This is a genomic window from Aeromonas sp. NJAU223 (assembly GCF_051125555.1).
GTDB lineage: Bacteria > Pseudomonadota > Gammaproteobacteria > Enterobacterales > Aeromonadaceae > Aeromonas > Aeromonas veronii_G.
On sequence record NZ_CP144204.1, the window covers coordinates 2,979,967 to 2,998,223 of the forward strand.

An 18,257-nucleotide genomic window follows, 5' to 3' on the forward strand; every position below is an offset into this window, starting at 1 on the left:
TGAATGCGGCCACCCCCTGGTGCGAAGTGACGCTTATCGTGGGAGATGCCCGCGCCCACACCACCTCTCTGTCAACGACTAGCCGCCATCCCATATAAAAACAGGGCGAACCAAGTGGTTCGCCCTGTGTCTGCATGATGTGACGCTCGTCATCAACCCTGGCTGTCGGTCGCCTGAGTCGCCTCTTCCGGCGCCTGCCAGCCACCGCCAATCGCCTTGTAGAGGGCGACCTGGTTGCTGAGCTGGGCCAGACGGGTGCTGATGAGCCCCTGCCGTGCGCTGAACAGGGAGCGCTGGGCATCGAGGCGGGTCAGATAGCTGTCCACCCCTTGCTCATAGCGGAACTCCGCCAGCTTGAAGTAGGTCTGGTTGGCATTCACCAGATCCTGCTGGGCCTGCAGCTGCTGCTGGTAATCCGCCTGGGCGCCCAGAGTGTCGGCCACCTCCTTGAAGGCGGTCTGGATGCTCTTCTCATAGCTCGCCACCGCCTGCTTGGCGCCGACCTCGGCCACGTCCAGATCGGCAACCCGTTTGCCACCGTCGAAGATGGGCAGGTTGATCTGGGGCATGAAGGTCCAGGTACCGGTGCCGCCGTCAAACAGGCCGCTCAGCTGGTTGCTGGCGGTGCCCGCCGTCGCGGTGAGCGAGATGGTCGGGAAGAAGGCGGCGCGGGCTGCGCCAATGTTGGCGTTCGCCCCCTTCAGACTGTGCTCCGCCGCCAGGATGTCCGGGCGTTGTTGCAGCAGCGTGGAAGGCGCACCCACCGGGATGGCAGCCAGTTGCACCTCGTCCAGGGTCTTGGGTTGTCCTTCCAGCACCGGCACATCGGTGCCGAGCAGCAGGGCCAGACCGTTCTTGTCCTGCTTCACCTGACGCTGATACTGCGCCTGGCTGACCCGGGCGTTCTCCAGCGCCGTACGTCCCTGTGCCAGCTCCATCTCGGAGGCGGCGCCCAGCCGGTATTTATGCTGGGTCAGGGCGTAGCTCTCCTGCTCGGTGGCCAGGGTCGCCTGGCTCAGCGCCAGCAGCTCCTGATCCGCCAGCAGGGTGAAGTAGGCATTGGCCACCGAGGCCACCAGGGCGATCTGGGTGCTGCGCTGGGTCTCGATCTGTGCCAAGTAGTTCTCCAGCGCCTGATCTTTCAGGCTCTGGATCCGGCCAAACAGGTCCAACTCATAGGCGGTGATGCCGATGTTGGCGCCATATTGGCTGCTGATGGTGCCCTGCCCCGTGCTGCTGAGATCGTCCGATCCCTGCTGGCGGGAGCCGCTGCCATCGGCAGCCAGGGTCGGCAACTGGGCCGCCCGCTGGATCCGGTATCTGGCTTCATAGGCCTCGACGTTCAAGGCCGCGAGGCGCAGATCCCGGTTGTTTTCAAGGGCTGTGCCGATGAGCTTCTGCAACTCGGGATCGAGGAACTGCTGACGCCAGGGCGCCGCTTCCCCCTTGGCGGCCAGATCGGCCTGCCAGGTGGCCCCTTGGGGCTGCGCGGGACGTTGGTAGTCGGGGGCCATGGAACAGGCCCCCAGCAGCAGGGTCACACTCAGGGCGATCAGGGTCTTAGTCATGTTTGATCTCCTTGGCGTGGGCAATGCGCTCCTCTGCGCTGTGGTGCTCGGTGAAATAACGCATCACCAGCACGAAGAACAGGGGCACGAAGAAGATGGCCAGCACGGTCGCGGTGATCATCCCCCCCATGACGCCGGTACCGATGGCGTTACGGCTGCTGGCGCCGGCGCCGGTACTGATCACCAGCGGCAGTACGCCGAGGATGAAGGCGAGCGAGGTCATCAGGATAGGGCGCAGGCGCTGGCGGGAGGCTTCCACCACGGCTTCGCCGAGTTTCATCCCCTTGTCGTGCAGCTCCTTGGCAAACTCGACGATGAGGATGGCGTTCTTCGCCGACAACCCGATCGTGGTGAGCAGGCCCACCTGGAAGTAGACGTCGTTCTCGAGCCCGCGCATGGTTGCCGCCAAAATGGCGCCCAGCACCCCGAGCGGTACCACCAGCATGACGGAGAACGGAATGCTCCAGCTCTCATAGAGCGCCGCCAGACAGAGGAAGACCACCAGCAAGGAGATGGCATAGAGCGCAGGCGCCTGGGATCCGGCCTGACGCTCCTGGAAGGAGAGACCGGTCCACTCGATGCCTACCCCTTCGGGCAGTTTTTCCACCATGGCCTCGATGGCTGCCATGGCATCCCCCGTACTCTTGCCCGGCGCCGCTTCACCGACGATCTCCATGGCGGAGACGCCGTTGTAACGCTCAAGACGCGGCGAGCCGAAGCTCCACTCCGTGGTGGCGAAAGCAGAGAAGGGCACCATCTGGCCGGAGCTGTTGCGCACGTACCACAGCTTCAGATCTTCCGGGTTCATCCGGAATGGCGCATCCGCCTGCAGATAGACCTTCTTGACCCGGCCGCGATCCACGAAGTCGTTCACGTAGGACGAACCCCAGGCTGCCGACAGGGTGTTGTTGATGTCCGCGATGGAGAGACCCTGGGCCAGCGCCTTCTCGTAGTCGATCTTGATGTCGAGCTGGGGCGTGTCTTCCATCCCGTTCGGGCGTACCCGTACCAGGTTGGGATCCTGCGCCGCCATGCCGAGCAGTTGGTTACGAGCTTCCATCAGCTTCTCGTGCCCCAGACCACCGCGGTCTTGCAGGAAGAAGTCGAAACCGGTGGCGGTCCCAAGCTCGGGGATGGGAGGCAGGTTGAAGGCGAAGACCTGGGCTTCCTTGATGCTGAACAGGTAACCCATGGCGCGGCCGATGATGGCATTGGCGCTGCGCTCCTCACCCTGACGCTCGCTCCAGTCCTTCAGCTTGATGAAGGCCATGCCCGCATTCTGACCGCTACCGGCGAAGCTGAAGCCCGCCACCGTCAGCACGGAGTCCACGTTCTCCTTCTCGTTCTCGAGGAAGTAGTCGCGCATCTCGGCCAGTACCACTTCGGTACGCTCCTTGGTAGCGCCGACCGGCAACTGCACCATGGACATGATGACCCCCTGATCCTCTTCCGGCAGGAAGGAGGTGGGCAGGCGCATGAACAGCACCCCCAGCACGACCAGCATGGCCAGATAGATGATGCTGTAGCGGGTCCCCTGCTTGATCACCTTGCGTACGCCGTTCTGATAGCGGTTGGCATTGGTGTCGAAGAAGCGGTTGAACCAGCCGAAGAAGCCACGCTGGGTACCGTGTTCCCCCTGCTTGATGGGTTTGAGCAAGGTGGCGCACAGGGCCGGCGTCAGGATCAGGGCCACCAGCACGGAGAGCACCATGGCCGAGACGATGGTCAGGGAGAACTGACGATAGATGGCACCGGTGGAACCGCCGAAGAAGGCCATGGGCACGAACACGGCGGAGAGCACCAGGGCGATCCCCACCAGGGCGCCGGTGATCTGGGTCATGGACTTGCGGGTCGCCTCCAGCGGGGAGAGTCCCTCCTCGCTCATCAGACGCTCCACGTTCTCCACCACCACGATGGCATCATCCACCAGGAGGCCGATGGCCAGCACCAGACCGAACATGGTCAGGGTGTTGATGGAGAAGCCGAACGCCGCCATGACGCCGAAGGTCCCGAGCAGTACCACGGGAACGGCGATGGTCGGGATCAGGGTGGCCCGGAAGTTCTGCAAGAACAGATACATGACACAGAACACCAGGAAGATCGCTTCCACCAGGGTCTGCACCACCTCCTCGATGGAGATCTTCACAAACGGCGTGGTGTCGTAGGGGTAGACGATCTCCATGTTGTTCGGGAAGTACTCATAGAGTTCCCCCAGCTTGGCACGGACATGCTCGGCCGTGTCCAGGGCGTTGGCGCCGGTGGCCAGCTTGATGGCGAGTGCCGCGGTGGCCTGACCGTTGTAGAGCGCGGAGGCGTCATAGCTTTCGCCGGCAAGTTCGACCCGGGCCACGTCTTTGAGCAGCACCTTGGAGCCATCCTGGTTCACCCGCAGCAAGATATTGCTGAACTGCTCCGGGGTGGAGAGACGAGTCTGACCCATGATGGTGGCGGTGAATTGCTGATCGCTCACCGACGGGGTGCCACCGAGTTTGCCGAACGCCACCTGGGCGTTCTGGGACTTGATGGCGGCCTGGACGTCAGCGGGGGTCATCTGCACCCGATTGAGCTTGTGCGGATCCAGCCAGATGCGCATGGAGTACTGGCTGCCGAACAGGGTGATGTCACCCACGCCGTCCAGACGGCTCAGGGGTTCCTTGATGTTGGACACCACGTAGTCGGCGAGATCGTCGTTGGTCATGCTGCCATCGGTGGAGATGAAGGCGGCCACCATCAGGAAGCTGCTGGAGGTCTTCTGAACCCGGATCCCCTGCTGCTGTACTTCCTGCGGCAGGAGCGACATCGCCTGTTGCAACTTGTTCTGCACCTGCACCTGGGCAATATCGGGATCCGTGCCCGGCTTGAAGGTGAGGGTCACGCTCACGTTGCCCGAGGAGTCGGATTGCGCCGACATGTAGAGCAGGTGATCCAGACCCGTCATGTTCTGTTCGATGATCTGGGTCACCGAGTCTTCCACGGTCTTCGCGGAGGCACCCGGGTAGCTGGCGGAGATGCCCACTGCCGGCGGGGCTATGGTCGGATACTGTGCGACCGGCAAGCCGATGATGGCCATGACCCCGGCCAGCATGATCACCAGGGCGATTACCCAGGCGAAGATCGGTCTATCTATAAAAAATCGTGCCATTTGGCGACTACTCCATCCTACTACTTGGTTACCGGGGTCTGCTCAGCCTGTGCGGTGGCCGTGGTGGCAGCGCGCTCAGTGGGGGCAACCTCGGCGCCAGGTTTGACCTTCTGCAGACCGGCCACGATCACCTTCTCACCGGACTGGAGACCTGACTCCACGACCCAGCTATCGCCAACCATGCGACTGACTTGCACATCCCGCAGCGCCACCTTGTTGTCCGGGGTCACCACCATGACGGTGGCACCGCCGTTGGGGGTACGGGTCACGGCAGTCTGCGGCACCAGCAAGCCTTCGGGGCGCTCGCCCTCTTGCAGGGTGGCGCGCATGAACATGCCGGGCAGCAGCAGATCCTTCGGATTGGGGACGATGACCCGCAGGGTCACCATGCCGGTGGTCTCATCCACGGTCACGTCGGAGAACTGCAGTGAGCCCTGCTCGGCATAGGTGCTGCCATCTTCCAGCTGGAAGCTGACCTTGGCGCCATCCTGCTGACCCTGGGTCAGCTTGCCAGCAGCCACTTCACGCTTGAGGCGCAGCAGGTCGGCGGTGGATTGGCGCACGTCCACATACATGGGGTCGAGCTGGGAGATGGTGGTCAGGCTGGTGGCCTGCTGGGCGGTCACCAGGGCCCCCTCGGTCACCGCAGACTTGCCGATGCGGCCGCTGATGGGGGCGGTGATCCGGGTATAGGCCAGATTGATGTTGGCGCTCTGCAGGGCGGCCTTGGCGGCACCGATCTCGGCAACCTGCTGTTTCCAGGCGGCGTCTGCATCGTCATATTCCTGACGGCTGATGGCCTTGACCTTCACCAGCTCGGCATAACGCTGGGCCTTGAGACGGGCACTGCGCTCGTTGGCCTCTGCCTTGGCAAGGTTCGCCTTGGCGCTGGCGACGGCGGCCTGATAGACGGCGGGGTCGATCTGGTACAACAACTGGCCGGCCTTGACGTCGCTGCCTTCGGTGAACAGGCGCTTGAGGATGATGCCGTTCACCTGGGGACGCACCTCGGCGACCCGCAGGGGGGCGGTACGGCCGGTCAGCTCGGACAGCAGTTGCAGCGGAGCCGTGTGCAGCGTCACCACATCCACCGCGGCGGGGGGCATTTCTCCCATGGCCTGCTGAGCCTCGCCCTTGTCACCACAACCAATCAGCAGGCCACTTGCCAGCATGGCAAGGCCGACCGAACGTGCGAGAATATGTTTGTGCATGAAATTCCTAGCCTCTGTTTCAATCAAAAAGAGAACAAAACCATAGGGTTTATAAGGGCCCTATTGGTAAAACTGCGAAGATGGTGCAATATACATACATTCGAGAATGTATGTAAGTAACTTTTAATCATTTCAACGGGTACAGCACCATGGCCAGACGGACTAAAGAAGAAGCGCAGCAGACCCGCTGCCACATCATGAGCACCGCCCTGACTCTGTTCTGTCAACAGGGGCTGGCCAGAACCAGTCTGACCGATATCGCCAAGGCAGCCGACCTGACCCGGGGCGCCATCTACTGGCACTTCAAAAACAAGGAAGAGCTGTTCGTCTCCCTGTGGGAGGAGCTCTGTGCCCCCCTCTCCCATCAACTCGACGCCTGTCTCGATGAGCGAGAACCCGATCCCCTCGGCAAGCTGCGCATCTTCCTCAAGGAGGTGATGATCAAGATAAGCACCGAGCCCGCCCAGCAGCAGATGTTCACCATCATGTACAACCTGGAGTCCCTGGAAGGGGAAGCCAGCTCATTGCGCGAGCACATGCGCCAGCAGTCGCTCAACTTCTTCCGGGATCTGGAGCTCACCCTGGCCAACGCGGTACGCCTCGGCCACCTGCCCGCCAATCTGGATCTGCATCGGGCCGCCACCCTGATGCACTGCACCCTGGATGGTTACGTCATCAACTGGCTGCACTTCCCGGAGCGCCTGAACCTCATCAAAGACGCCGACTTCCTGCTCGACGGCATGTTCTCCCTGATCGCCCAGCCCCGGGGCCCGGCAGTGCGCCCCGCCTGACCGAGACGAGGCCTTAACATCAGAAGGCCGGTCGGGAGAGATGAGGATGGCCTCCTCCCCCGACCAAGCCAGCCACCAGAGCCGGAAATCTGCTAGAGTAGCCGCCCCGCATCCAAGAGATCCCCTGATCATGCCCGCGTCATCCTCTCTTCTCCCCCTTCTCGCCCAGGCCCATCATCGCTTCCTGGCGCTGCTGCCAGAAGGCGCCCACCTGCTGGAGGCGGGCTGCGGGTCGGGCGAGGATCTTCACTATTTTCGCGACCAGGGGTATGTGGTCACCGCCTTCGATGCGAGCCTGACCCAGGCCAAGGCCGCCTCACGCCGGTGCGGCCAGCCGGTGCGGGTGTGCCGCTTCGAGCAGATGCACAATGTGCTGCCCTTTGACGGCATCTGGGCCAGCGCCTCCCTGCCCTGCCTCACCGAGGCCGAGCTCGCCCCCGTGCTGGCTCACCTTGCCAGCCTGCTCAGGCCAAAGGGACCGCTCTACTGCTCCTTCCCCCACCCGGATGGCGGGCTGCCGCGCGAAGACGCCGCCGCGCCTCTCGACTATCCGCTGCGCACGGCCCTGGACGAAGCTGCTCTTGCCGCTCTCATCGCCCCCTTGCCCTTTGCGCTGCAACAGTGCTGGCAAAGCGACGATGAGAGGCAGGGACGCTGGCTGCACGCCCTGCTGATCCGCGAGGCCAATCCCGCCACAATTAATCAATATCGCGGCCGCCGCTCCAGACAGGGAGCCCGACGCGACGTCGCATCCAGATAACAATATTTAACTCTGCATTAACCAGGTGAAGACAGACAAGATGCGGATTTTGTGTTAAAAAGCAGCATCAAAATCAAGATTAAATAACAAAACAGACACCAACACCTGGATTAATGCATGAAACTTGTCCTTAAACTGATTGCCGGCATCCTCGCCGGTCTCCTGCTCGGTCTCTACGCCCCGGAATGGGTCGCACGCGTGCTGTTTACGGCCAAGACGGTCATCGGTCAGCTGATCACCTTCACCATCCCCCTGATCATCCTGTTCTTCATCATGAGCGGCATCGCCAGCCTGCCGAAGAACTCCGGCAAGCTGCTGGGCAAGACGGTGGCCCTCTCCTACTGCTCCACCATACTGGCGGGCCTGTTCGCCTTCACGGTGGCGAGCCACCTGATCCCGCACCTGACCACGGCCGCCGAGGCCAGCACGGAGACGGCCATCAAGCTCAGCTCCTACATCAACCTGGAGATACCGCCGCTGTTCGGGGTCATGTCGGCCCTCGCCGCCGCCTTCGTGTTCGGCATCGGCATCAGCGCCACCCAGGCCACCGATCTGCGCCGGGTCGCGGATCAGGGCCGTGACATCATCGACCGCCTGCTGGCCCGGGTGATCATTCCGCTGCTGCCCTTCTACATCGCCGGCGTCTTCGTCGAGATGACGGTGGAAGGCACCGTCTTCGCCACCCTGAAGACCTTCGGCGTGGTGCTGGTGATGGCCATCGCCATGCACTGGATCTGGCTCTCCGTGCTGTTCGTCGCCACCGGTCTGGCGCTGGGCCGCTCCCCGGCCATGCTCATCAAGAACATGCTGCCCGCCTACTTCACCGCCCTTGGCACCATGTCCAGCGCCGCCACCATCCCGGTCGCCCTGAAAGCCAGCAAGAACAACGGGGTGAGCGAGGGGATCGCCAACTTCACCGTTCCCCTGTGCGCCACCATCCACCTGTGCGGTTCCACCATCACCCTGGTGACCTGCGCCACCGCAGTGATGTTCCTCTCCGAGCACCTGGCCATCCCGGGGATCGGCACCATGCTGCCCTTCATCATGATGCTGGGCGTCATCATGATTGCGGCCCCCGGTGCCCCGGGCGGCGGCGTCATGTCGGCGCTGGGCCTGCTCACCTCCATGCTCGGGTTCGGTGAGGCCTCCATCGCCCTGATGATCGCCCTCTACCTGGCCCAGGACAGCTTCGGCACCGCCTGCAACGTCACCGGTGACGGCGTCATCGCCCTCTGGGCCGACCGCTTCGCCGAAGGGGAAAGCCTGCCGGTCGCCGAGCAGGAAGCGGCCTGACAGGCCACATCAGCCAATAAAAAAACGGGAGCCAGTGGCTCCCGTTTTTTTATGAGGCGTGTTCTGCCGGCGGCAACGGCTCGCTAAACACCAGCCGGTTACCGAAGGGATCCCGCACCGTGAGCTCCCGGCAACCCCAGGGCATGGTCTCGATGGCGGGGCGGGCGTTGGGATAGCCCTTGGCCCGCCACTCGGCGAACAGGGCATCGAGCTGGTCGGTGGAGAGGCGCAGGGCCGCCCCCGGGCAGGCATCCCCGTGGTGCTCGGAGAGGTGGATGACCCACTCCCCCCGGGAGATCTGCAGATAGAGCGGCAGGTCCGGGCCGAATCGGTGCTCCCAGTCGATGACGAACCCCAGGTAATCGAGGTAGAAGGCGCGCAACTTGCCCTCATCGAAGCTGCGCAGAATGGGCACGATCACAGGTTCATCCCCCGGCCGTTTGAGCAACTCATGGGTTGCTGCCCCGGCGGCGGATCACCCCTTCCTGCATGGTGCTGGCCACCAGCACCCCGTCACGGGTGAAGAACTGGCCGCGCACCAGGCCGCGACCGCCGCTGGCGCTCGGGCTGTCTACCACGTAGAGCAGCCAGTCATCCAGCCGGAACTCCCGGTGGAACCACATGGAGTGATCGATGGTCGCTACCTGCATGTCCGGCTCCCAGTAGGAGACGCCGTGAGGTTGCAGGGCGGCGAACAGGAAGTGGAAGTCCGAGGCATAGGCCAGCAGGTAGTTGTGCACTCGCTGATCGTCCGGCACCGGGCCGTTGGCCTTGAACCAGGTGTAGCGCAGGGGCTCGTGCACATCGGGCCGGATCGGGTCGACCAGGGTCACCGGGCGGATCTCGATGGGTTTCTCGCACAGGATCTTGTCCCGCAGGGCCGGCGGGATCACCTGCTCATAGGGGCGCACCAGCTCCAGCTCGCTCTTGAGCTGCTCGGGGGGGGTGATCCCCTCTGGCATCCGGGCCTGGTGTTCGAAGCCCTCGGCCACCACCTGGAAGGAGGCGTTGAGGTAGAAGATGGGCTTGCCCCCCTGGATGGCCTTGACCCGGCGGGTGGAGACGCTCTGGCCGTCGCGGATGTTCTCCACGTCGTAGACGATGGGCTTGTTGGCATCCCCCGGGCGCAGGAAGTAGGAGTGGCAACTGTGCACCTGGCGATCGCTCGCCACCGTCTGCTTGGCGGCTGACAAGGCCTGCCCCATCACCTGTCCGCCAAACACGGCCCGCAGACCGAGATCCTGGCTCTGGCCCCGAAACAGGCCCTCCTCGATTTTCTCCAGCGCCAGCAGTGCCAGCAGCTCATCCAATACCTTGCTCATTCATCTCTCCTGTATCAGTGCGGGCAAGGCTAACAAGCCAGCCCAGGCAGAGCAACCGCTCCCGCAGCCTGACACGCAGTGATAGAAAAATTTATCAAAATGAAAATCCATTAGTATTATGAATGAAAATGCCCCCATTCCCCGGCTGAGCGACCCTGCCCGCCGCGGGTAACCCCCAGAAATAGAAAAGCCCGCACCAGGTGGTGCGGGCTTTCAAGGCGTGGCGACGAGCTCACCCCCGGGCAGGCTTACTTGCTGCCGGTCCCCGAGTTGCGGGTGGAGGAGGTCGGCTTGCGACGGGCGGTGGTGCTGCGGGCACGCGGCTCCTTGCCCTGCATCTCCTTGTGGCGCTTGACCGCGCGGCGGATCTGGGCGGCCTGCTTGTGGCGACCGGCCTTGCCGTCCTGTTGCAAGTCCACCTTGGACTCGGTTTCGTTGGGCAGATTGACCAGGCCGCGCAGGTAGTTCACCTCGGGGAGTTTCAGCTCCTGCCAGCCGCCGCGGGGGATGCCGCGATCCAGGGTGACGTCGCCGTAGCGGATGCGCATCAGGCGGCTCACCTGCACTTCCTGGGATTCCCACAGGCGGCGCACTTCGCGGTTGCGACCCTCGGTCAGGGTGACGTTGAACCACTGGTTCAGCCCTTCACCGCCGGCCGGCTTGATCTTGTTGAACTTGGCCATGCCGTCTTCCAGCTGCACGCCCTTGCGCAGGCGCTGCAACATGGCTTCGGTGATCTCGCCAAACACGCGCACCGCGTATTCCCGCTCCACTTCGTGGCTCGGGTGCATCAGCCGGTTGGCCAGCTCGCCGTCGGTGGTGAACAGCAAGAGACCGGAAGTGTTGACGTCCAGACGACCCACCGCTATCCAGCGGGCCCCGTCCATCTTCGGCAGACGATCAAACACGGTGGGACGCCCTTCCGGATCGTGACGGGTACACATCTCCCCTTCGGGTTTGTGGTACGCCAGCACGCGGCAGATCTGCTCTTCCGCCGCACGGGTCTTGACCTGGTGACCATCCACCCGGATCACGGCGTTTACTTCGACGCGATCCCCCAGCGTGGCGACCTTGCCATCCACGCTGACCCGACCTGCGGTGATCAGGGCCTCCATCTCACGACGGGAGCCTTGACCCGCGCGGGCCAATACTTTTTGCAGTTTTTCACTCATCGGGTTTACCTGATTGTTGATCGCTGCCCGCATGATGAAGGGCAACGGTGGCTTTCGTGATGACGCCACGTGTGGCGCCCTCACCGCTTGATACTTCTCGGCTCATGACGGCACGCTCTGGCCGCTCTGGCCGCCCAGCCCTTCCCCGGACAAACCGGCGAGGGGGGTCTGCAGCTCGGGGTCCAGCTCGGGGAGCTGCTCCAGGCTGCGCAAATTGAAATAATCCAGAAACTCCCGGGTGGTGGCGAGCAGCTCGGGGCGCCCCACCACCTCCTTGTGGCCGATGCTGCGCACCCAGCCACGATCCTTGAGGGTATTGACGATCTGGCTCGACACCGCCACCCCACGGATGGCTTCAATCTCGGCCCGGGTAATGGGCTGGCGATAGGCGATCAGGGTCAGCGTCTCCATCACGGCCCGCGAGTAGCGCGGTGCCCGCTCGCTCCAGAGCCTCGAGAGCTCCTCGGCATACTCCTGGCGGGCCTGGAAGCGCCAGCCAGAGGCGACCTCCTTGAGCTCCACCCCCCGCGTCTCGTACTCTTTCTTGAGCTCGGCCAGCAGCAGTTGCACGTAGCGACCGGTGACCGGGTAGTCCGAGAGCACGCCCCCCTTGAGTTCACTCACCGAAAGCGGGCGACCGGCGACGAAGAGCGCCGCCTCGATCAATGTCTTCAGCCGTTCAGTGGGCAGCGCCATGGTTGCCCTCCTCGGGCGCACTGGCCAATGCAAAGTGGATGGGACCGAGCGGCTCGGCCTGCAAAATCCAGATAAGCGACTCCTTGCACAGCTCCAGCAACGCCAGGAAGGTCACCAGCACCCCCATGCGCCCCTCTTCAGCCTTGAGCACCTGATCGAGGCGCAGGGTCTGGCCCAGGGACAACATGGCCAGGATCTCCGCCATGCGCACCCGGGTCGGGATCTGTTCCCGGCGGATCTGGTGATGCTCAAAATGAGTCGCGCGTTTTACCACACTTTGCATGTAAAGGGCGAGCTCAACCAGTGAAACATCGGGCGTGAGCGGCTTCAAGGCGCCGAAATCCGGCGGCAAGGCGCTCGCCACATAGATCTCCCGCTCCACCCTGGGCGATGCGTCCAGCCGCTCGGCCCCCAGCTTGTAGCGCTCGTACTCCTGCAGGCGACGGATGAGGGTCACGCGGGGATCTTCCCCTTCCTCGTCATCCTCCAGCTCCGGCGCCTTGGGCAGCAGCAGGCGAGATTTGATCTCCGCGAGCCAGGCCGCCATCAGCAGATATTCCGCGGCGAGCTCCAGGTTCAGCCCCTGCATCAGCTCCACGTACTCCATGTACTGGGCGGTGATCTGCAAGATGGGCAGGTTCAGGATATCCAGCTGCTGGCGGCGGATGAGGTAGAGCAAGAGATCGAGGGGCCCCTCGAAGGTGTCGAGGAACACCTCAAGCGCATCCGGCGGAATAAACAAATCCTGGGGCAGCTCATGATAGGGCTGCCCCAGGACAGTGGCGATGGGCGGCGCCGGGACGGGCGGGGGGGGGTTGCCCTCACCCGGGTCCCGGGTCGCCGTGTCGGCGGCCTTATTCAAACGGCGTGGGATCCCCGGCGCCGCGACGACGCAGCACGGGCTCGTCGTCGGAGAAGTCCACCACAGTGGTGGGCTGCTCGCCGAGATAACCGCCGTTGACCACCAGATCCAGCTGCTTGCCGAGCTTGTCGGCGATCTCTTCCGGGTCGAACTCCGCCATCTCGGAGCCCGGCAGGATCAGGGTAGTGGAGAGCAGGGGCTCACCGAGCTCTTCCAGCAAGGCGAGGGCGATGTTGTTGGCGGGCACCCGGATGCCGATGGTCTTCTTCTTTTCGTTCATCAGGCGGCGCGGTACTTCCTTGGTCGCTTTGAAGATGAAGGTGTAAGCCCCCGGGGTATTGTTCTTGATCAGGCGAAACGCGCCATTGTCCACCTTGGCGTAGGTGGCGATTTCGGAGAGATCCCGGCACACCAGGGTGAAATCATGGTTCGGCTCGATGCGGCGGATGCGGCAGATACGCTCGAGGGCATCCTTGTTGCCCATCTGGCAGCCCAGGGCATAACCGGAGTCGGTGGGATAGACGATGACGCCGCCGTTTTTCAGGATCTGCACCGCCTGGCCGATGAGACGGGCCTGGGGGTTGTCCGGGTGTACGTAAAAATGCTGACTCATATGCTGTTCTCGCGATAGGGGCACGCGGCGTGCCCGCTTCATGGTCAAGGGCCTGCGCCCATGACACTACCTTAACGCCTTTGGCGAAGACTCGCTCGCGCCAAAAGTTAAAAATGGCTTCTCAGCCTCCCAATCCGCGCCTCAGCGGGCGGCCAGCAGGCTGGCATGCTCCTCGGGGCTGAGGCCAAAGTGGCCAGGATAGCCGAGCCAGAGCGGCATTCCCTCCTTGGGCAACCAGAGGTGACAGCCGAGCTCGGTCCAGCTGGAGGGGAAGTGGAAGTCCGACCCCACCGAGATGTAGAGATCGTGTTCCCTGGCCCACTGACCGAGGTTGGCGCGCTCCTGGGGGCTCTGCTGGGGCAGGGAGACCTCCATGGCATCCCCCCCCGCGGCCTTGAAGGCCACCAGCAGCCGCTTGATCCACTTGGCGGTGAGATCGTAGCGGCTGGGATGGGCCAGCACCGCCAGGCCACCAGCGCCGTGGATGGCCTCGATGGCCACCGCCATCTCGGGCCACTCGGCGGGGACATAGCCCTTGTTGCCCCGGCTCAGGTACTTCTTGAACACCTTCTGCATGTTGTCCGCCACCCCGCGGGCCATCAGCACCCGGGCGAAGTGGGCGCGGGTCACGGCGGCGTCACCGGCCAGGGCCTTGGCCTCTTCATAGGTGCCGGGCAGCTGGCACTTCTCCAGACGACGCCCTATCTCCTCGGCGCGGGCCTCCCGGCGGGCCAGCTGGGTGGCCAGGAAGGCGGTGAGCCCCGGATCTTGTTCATCCACCCCGAGCGCCACGATGTGGATCTCGTGATGCTCCCAACCGGTGGAGATCTCGACCCCGCTCACCAGCCGCAGGGGCAGCTGCTCTGCGACCATGGTCTGGCGCACCTCATCAAGGCCGGCGAGGGTATCGTGGTCAGTGACCGCTAACACCTCGACCCCTTTTTCGGCGGCGCGGCGCACCAGGTCGGAGGGCGAAAGCACCCCATCCGAGGCCGTGGTATGACAGTGAAGATCGAATCTCATCGGCTTGTTTCGCTCTCGTTGACTGATCCGCTTGGCAAAAAGCGGCAAAAAAGCGACTTGACTTGGCCGCAGCTTTAGCGTTTTCTGTAGACACTTCAAGTGCAAACAGATCGATACAGGATTTTATCATGCAAACGACAATCACCCTGACCCATAGCTGGTGGTGGCACATTCCCTGACATGCGGGCGTGTGGTCGTTGCTGTACCTGAAATCTGACAGCAAATTAAGAACCCAGAGAAAAAGCCCGCTGACCCCAGCGGGCTTTTTTATTATCCGGCAAATGGACATCTGATGAAACCGAGAATTCTGATCAGCGTACAAGCAGGGCGATGGCGGGCCCACTGAGGCGACCCCATCCATCCATTTTCAAGAGACTCAACATCATGAACATCGGTTACACAGAACAGCTGCAAGGGAACGCATCATGACAGGCAACAAGACCCGGTTACCCCTGGGCGAATTCGATACCATCCGGCTCAACGCCCCCTATGTGACAGACCCGCTGGCGCTCTACAGCCAGCTCTGTCAGGGCCGCCCCAACAACCTGCTGCTGGAATCCGTGGAGATCGACTCCAAGGCCGGCACCCAGAGCCTGCTGCTGGTGGATGCCTGCCTTCGCATCGAGTGCCGCGGTCGCACCGTGCGGGTACGCGCTCTCAACGACAACGGCGAGCGCCTGCAGACCCTGCTCGATGAGCGTCTGCCCGCCCTCATCACCCGCACCCAGGACGATGGCGAACTCTGCCTCACCTTCCCGGCCTCCGATCGGGAACTTGACGAAGACAGCCGCCTCAAGGGGATCAGCGTGCTGGACGTGCTGCGCACCCTGCAACGGGAGCTGCAGTGCCAGCTCGGTAAAGAGGCTCTCTTTATGGGAGGCAGCTTCGCCTACGACCTCATCGCCTCCTTCGAGGATCTGCCCGCCGTGCCGGAGGGCAGCAACGACTGCCCCGACTACTGCTTCTACGTGGCCGAGACCCTGATCACCATCGATCACATCAAGCAGAGCACCCAGCTGCTGGCCTGCTTGTTTGGTGGCAATAGTGGCGGCGGCGAAGAGGACGACAGCCAGCTCGATGAGCGCTACGCCCGCCTGACCGCCCGCCTCGAATCCTTCAAGCAAGCCTGCCAGCAGCCGCAATCCAGAGCGCAAGCCACCCAGCCGCTGACCGGCGCACTCAATGTCGACAAGGGCGACAAGCAGTTCTGCGCCGAAGTCGAAAAGCTCAAAGGCTTCATTCGCCGTGGCGACATCTTCCAGGTGGTGCCGTCCCGCAGCTTCTCCCTGCCCTGCCCCGAGCCCGTCGCCGCCTATCGTCGCCTCAAGCAGACCAACCCCAGCCCCTACATGTTCTACGTGCAGGACGAAGGCTTCACCCTGTTTGGCGCCTCCCCCGAGAGCGCGGTCAAGTTCGAGGCGAGCAGCCGCCAGGTGGAGATGTACCCCATCGCCGGTACCCGCCGTCGTGGCCTCAACCCGGATGGCAGCATCAATCTGGACCTGGATGGCCGCATCGAACTGGAGCTGCGCCAGGACGAGAAAGAAGTGGCCGAACACCTGATGCTGGTGGATCTGGGTCGCAATGACATCGCCCGCATCTCGGAGCCCGGCACCCGCTACGTGAAGGATCTGCTGAAAGTGGATCGCTACAGCCACGTGATGCACCTGGTCTCCCGGGTGGTCGGCACCCTGCGTGCCGATCTCGATGCCCTGCACGCCTATCAGGCCTGCATGAACATGGGCACCCTGACCGGCGCCCCCAAGCTGCGCGCCAGCGAGCTCATCCGCATGGTGGAAGGCAAGCGCCGTGGCAGCTACGGCGGCGCCGTGGGCTATCTCAACGGTGAGGGGGAGATGGATACCTGCATCGTCATCCGCTCCGCCTTCGTGAAAGACGGCCTTGCCCATGTCCAGGCCGGTGCCGGCGTGGTCTATGACTCCAAGCCCCAAGCCGAAGCGGACGAGACCCGCGCCAAGGCCGCCGCCGTGCTGGCCGCCATCGCCGCCAGCCATGGCACCTCCCTGCAGGCCCTGAGTCTGCAGGAGCACCAGTCAGTGCAGCACAAGGAGGCCCGCCATGACTAACATCTTCCTGCTCGATAACTTCGACTCGTTCACTTACTGCCAGGTTGCCGATCAGTTCCGCCCTTCGAAGGAGCAGTATCATGACTAACATCTTCCTGCTCGATAATTTCGATTCCTTTACTTACAACCTGGTGGATCAGTTCCGTACTCTCGGCTACCCGGTGCGCATCTACCGCAACAGCCTGCCAGCGAGCCGCATCATGAATGAGATCGAAGCGGCCGGTGGCGACGCCGTGCTGGTGCTCTCCCCGGGCCCGGGCGCTCCCCATGAGGCGGGTTGCCTGATTGACCTCATCAAGCTGGCCCGCGGCCGGGTGCCCATCATCGGCATCTGCCTCGGTCATCAGGCCCTGTGCGAAGCCTACGGCGGCACCGTCGGTGCGGCGGGTGAAATCGTCCACGGCAAGCGCTCCCTCATTGAGCACAACGGCCACGGCGCCTTCGCCGGTCTGCCGAGCCCGCTGCCGGTGGCTCGCTACCACTCCCTGGTCGCGACCTATGTGCCCGAGGAGCTGGCCGTGATTGCCCACTATCAGGGCATGCCCATGGCCATCGAACAGCGCGGCGAGCGCGTGCTCGGCTTCCAGTTCCACCCAGAATCCATCATGACCAGCGAAGGGGCCCGCCTGCTCACCCAGGCCCTCGCCCACGTGACGCGTCCCGAAAGCAGTGTGCGGTAAGGAGACCCCCATGCATCAACATCTCAATACCCTCTATCAGGGACAGTCCCTCTCTCGCGATGAAGCGCGTGATGCCTTCGGTCAGGTGGTGCGCGGCGAAGTGGATCCCATCGTGCTCTCCAGCCTGCTCACCGCCCTCAAACTCAAGGGGGAAACCCCGGAGGAGATCGCCGGCGCCGCCGATGCGCTGCTGGCCGAAGCCCGCGACTTCCCGCGCCCGGACTATGCCTTCTGCGACATCGTCGGCACCGGTGGCGATGGTCTCAACACCATCAACGTCTCCACCACCTCGGCCCTGGTGGCCGCCGCCTGCGGCCTGAAGGTGGCCAAGCACGGCAACCGCTCCGTCTCGAGCAAATCCGGCTCGAGCGACCTGCTGGACAAGATGGGGATCAAGCTCGACATGAGCCCGGCGCAGGCGCGCCGCTGCCTCGATGAGCTCGGCATCTGCTTCCTGTTCGCCCCCCAGTACCACGCAGGAGTGCGCCACGCCATGCCGGTGCGCCAGGCCCTCAAGACCCGCACCCTGTTCAACGTCTTGGGGCCGCTCATCAACCCCGCTCGCCCCACCTACCAGCTGATGGGGGTCTATGCCCCGGAACTGGTGCGCCCCATCGCCGAAACCCTGCTGGCGCTGGGTCTGAAAACCGGTATGGTGGTACACGGCGCGGGGCTTGACGAAATCGCCATCCACGGCCCGACTCAGGTGGCCGAGATCCGGGACGGTGAAATTCGCGAGTACCTCATCACCCCGGCGGATTTTGGCCTCGAAACCTATCCGGTCAGTGCCATCCAGGGCGGTGAGCCGGAAGAAAACCGCGCCATCACCGCCGCCATCCTGGCGGGTGAAGGCAGCCCGGCCCACAACGCCGCCATTGCCGCCAACGTAGCGCCCCTGCTGGTAATGGCGGGCAAGGCACCGGACTTCAAGCAGGCCGCCGCTCTGGTGTTGGCCAAGCTCGCCAGCGGCGAGTGCAGCGCCCTCGCCAAGGCGCTGGCCACCCTGAGCCATCAGGAGGCATGATGTCAGCCACGAT

16 protein-coding genes are annotated in these 18,257 nt (G+C 63.5%); 6 read left to right on the plus strand and 10 right to left on the minus strand.

What is annotated here, in order from left to right; all coding sequences use genetic code 11:
* Positions 1-152: 152 nt before the first annotated feature.
* Genes VZC39_RS13430 through VZC39_RS13440 form a run of 3 tightly spaced genes read right to left on the minus strand, consistent with a single transcriptional unit; the run spans position 153 to position 5,921 of the window.
* Positions 153-1,568 (minus strand): efflux transporter outer membrane subunit, encoded by a 1,416-nt coding sequence (locus tag VZC39_RS13430; protein WP_349918615.1) that lies wholly within the window; start codon positions 1,566-1,568, stop codon positions 153-155.
* Positions 1,561-4,710 carry an efflux RND transporter permease subunit gene (locus tag VZC39_RS13435; protein WP_349918617.1) on the minus strand — a complete coding sequence of 1,050 codons (3,150 nt, stop codon included), beginning with the start codon at positions 4,708-4,710 and terminating at the stop codon, positions 1,561-1,563. The genes VZC39_RS13430 and VZC39_RS13435 overlap by 8 nt, the downstream gene beginning before the upstream one ends.
* Before the next feature lie 20 nt (positions 4,711-4,730).
* The gene (locus tag VZC39_RS13440; protein ID WP_349918619.1) at positions 4,731-5,921 is read right to left on the minus strand and encodes an efflux RND transporter periplasmic adaptor subunit; all 1,191 of its coding nucleotides are present in this window, start codon (positions 5,919-5,921) and stop codon (positions 4,731-4,733) included.
* 149 nt (positions 5,922-6,070) lie between these two features.
* Here VZC39_RS13440 and VZC39_RS13445 point away from each other — a divergent pair, with 149 nt between their 5' ends.
* From VZC39_RS13445 to VZC39_RS13455, 3 genes are all read left to right on the plus strand, one after another.
* Positions 6,071-6,712: a TetR family transcriptional regulator gene (locus tag VZC39_RS13445; RefSeq protein WP_349918621.1), complete on the plus strand. Its 642-nt coding sequence runs from the start codon at positions 6,071-6,073 to the stop codon at positions 6,710-6,712.
* 130 nt (positions 6,713-6,842) lie between these two features.
* The gene (locus tag VZC39_RS13450) at positions 6,843-7,472 is read left to right on the plus strand and encodes a class I SAM-dependent methyltransferase (protein WP_434663167.1); all 630 of its coding nucleotides are present in this window, start codon (positions 6,843-6,845) and stop codon (positions 7,470-7,472) included.
* 117 nt (positions 7,473-7,589) lie between these two features.
* Positions 7,590-8,765 carry a dicarboxylate/amino acid:cation symporter gene (locus VZC39_RS13455; RefSeq protein ID WP_349918626.1) on the plus strand — a complete coding sequence of 392 codons (1,176 nt, stop codon included), beginning with the start codon at positions 7,590-7,592 and terminating at the stop codon, positions 8,763-8,765.
* Positions 8,766-8,814: 49 nt separating this feature from the next.
* Here VZC39_RS13455 and VZC39_RS13460 read toward each other — a convergent pair whose 3' ends face one another.
* From VZC39_RS13460 to rnm, 7 genes are all read right to left on the minus strand, one after another.
* Positions 8,815-9,186, minus strand: coding sequence for a glyoxalase superfamily protein (locus VZC39_RS13460; protein WP_434663169.1), 372 nt, complete (start codon positions 9,184-9,186; stop codon positions 8,815-8,817).
* Positions 9,187-9,214: 28 nt separating this feature from the next.
* A complete protein-coding gene (gene tesB, locus VZC39_RS13465; RefSeq protein WP_349918630.1) occupies positions 9,215-10,087 on the minus strand; it encodes an acyl-CoA thioesterase II in 873 nt (290 codons plus the stop codon).
* Between the two features lie 248 nt (positions 10,088-10,335).
* Positions 10,336-11,259 carry a 23S rRNA pseudouridine(2605) synthase RluB gene (gene rluB, locus VZC39_RS13470; RefSeq protein ID WP_349918632.1) on the minus strand — a complete coding sequence of 308 codons (924 nt, stop codon included), beginning with the start codon at positions 11,257-11,259 and terminating at the stop codon, positions 10,336-10,338.
* A gap of 102 nt (positions 11,260-11,361) precedes the next feature.
* Entirely contained in the window at positions 11,362-11,955 is a 594-nt protein-coding gene (gene scpB, locus VZC39_RS13475; protein WP_434663173.1) for an SMC-Scp complex subunit ScpB, read from the minus strand.
* Complete coding sequence (locus VZC39_RS13480) at positions 11,939-12,817, minus strand: segregation and condensation protein A (RefSeq protein ID WP_434663176.1); 879 nt, start codon at positions 12,815-12,817, stop codon at positions 11,939-11,941. The genes scpB and VZC39_RS13480 overlap by 17 nt, the downstream gene beginning before the upstream one ends.
* A complete protein-coding gene (locus VZC39_RS13485) occupies positions 12,810-13,430 on the minus strand; it encodes an L-threonylcarbamoyladenylate synthase (protein ID WP_349918636.1) in 621 nt (206 codons plus the stop codon). The genes VZC39_RS13480 and VZC39_RS13485 overlap by 8 nt, the downstream gene beginning before the upstream one ends.
* Before the next feature lie 141 nt (positions 13,431-13,571).
* A complete protein-coding gene (gene rnm, locus VZC39_RS13490; protein ID WP_434663178.1) occupies positions 13,572-14,453 on the minus strand; it encodes an RNase RNM in 882 nt (293 codons plus the stop codon).
* A gap of 425 nt (positions 14,454-14,878) precedes the next feature.
* Between rnm and VZC39_RS13495 the strand changes: the two genes are divergently transcribed.
* From VZC39_RS13495 to trpD, 3 genes are all read left to right on the plus strand, one after another.
* The gene (locus VZC39_RS13495) at positions 14,879-16,540 is read left to right on the plus strand and encodes an anthranilate synthase component 1 (RefSeq protein ID WP_434663181.1); all 1,662 of its coding nucleotides are present in this window, start codon (positions 14,879-14,881) and stop codon (positions 16,538-16,540) included.
* A gap of 80 nt (positions 16,541-16,620) precedes the next feature.
* Positions 16,621-17,220, plus strand: a complete 600-nt coding sequence (locus VZC39_RS13500) for an aminodeoxychorismate/anthranilate synthase component II (protein ID WP_434663183.1) — start codon at positions 16,621-16,623, stop codon at positions 17,218-17,220.
* Positions 17,221-17,230: 10 nt separating this feature from the next.
* On the plus strand, positions 17,231-18,244 hold the full coding sequence (trpD, locus tag VZC39_RS13505) for an anthranilate phosphoribosyltransferase (protein WP_434663186.1): 1,014 nt from the start codon (positions 17,231-17,233) through the stop codon (positions 18,242-18,244).
* Positions 18,245-18,257: the final 13 nt, after the last annotated feature.

Excerpts from the sequence above, each read along its gene's own strand:
- rluB (WP_349918632.1), bottom strand. The coding sequence starts at position 11,259 with ATGAGTGAAAAACTGCAAAAAGTATTGGCCCGCGCGGGTCAAGGCTCC.
- tesB (WP_349918630.1), bottom strand. The coding sequence starts at position 10,087 with ATGAGCAAGGTATTGGATGAGCTGCTGGCACTGCTGGCGCTGGAGAAA.
- VZC39_RS13430 (WP_349918615.1), bottom strand. The coding sequence starts at position 1,568 with ATGACTAAGACCCTGATCGCCCTGAGTGTGACCCTGCTGCTGGGGGCC.
- VZC39_RS13435 (WP_349918617.1), bottom strand. The coding sequence starts at position 4,710 with ATGGCACGATTTTTTATAGATAGACCGATCTTCGCCTGGGTAATCGCC.
- rnm (WP_434663178.1), bottom strand. The coding sequence starts at position 14,453 with ATGAGATTCGATCTTCACTGTCATACCACGGCCTCGGATGGGGTGCTT.
- VZC39_RS13445 (WP_349918621.1), top strand. The coding sequence starts at position 6,071 with ATGGCCAGACGGACTAAAGAAGAAGCGCAGCAGACCCGCTGCCACATC.
- VZC39_RS13485 (WP_349918636.1), bottom strand. The coding sequence starts at position 13,430 with ATGAGTCAGCATTTTTACGTACACCCGGACAACCCCCAGGCCCGTCTC.
- VZC39_RS13440 (WP_349918619.1), bottom strand. The coding sequence starts at position 5,921 with ATGCACAAACATATTCTCGCACGTTCGGTCGGCCTTGCCATGCTGGCA.
- VZC39_RS13450 (WP_434663167.1), top strand. The coding sequence starts at position 6,843 with ATGCCCGCGTCATCCTCTCTTCTCCCCCTTCTCGCCCAGGCCCATCAT.
- VZC39_RS13500 (WP_434663183.1), top strand. The coding sequence starts at position 16,621 with ATGACTAACATCTTCCTGCTCGATAATTTCGATTCCTTTACTTACAAC.
- VZC39_RS13495 (WP_434663181.1), top strand. The coding sequence starts at position 14,879 with ATGACAGGCAACAAGACCCGGTTACCCCTGGGCGAATTCGATACCATC.
- VZC39_RS13455 (WP_349918626.1), top strand. The coding sequence starts at position 7,590 with ATGAAACTTGTCCTTAAACTGATTGCCGGCATCCTCGCCGGTCTCCTG.
- trpD (WP_434663186.1), top strand. The coding sequence starts at position 17,231 with ATGCATCAACATCTCAATACCCTCTATCAGGGACAGTCCCTCTCTCGC.
- scpB (WP_434663173.1), bottom strand. The coding sequence starts at position 11,955 with ATGGCGCTGCCCACTGAACGGCTGAAGACATTGATCGAGGCGGCGCTC.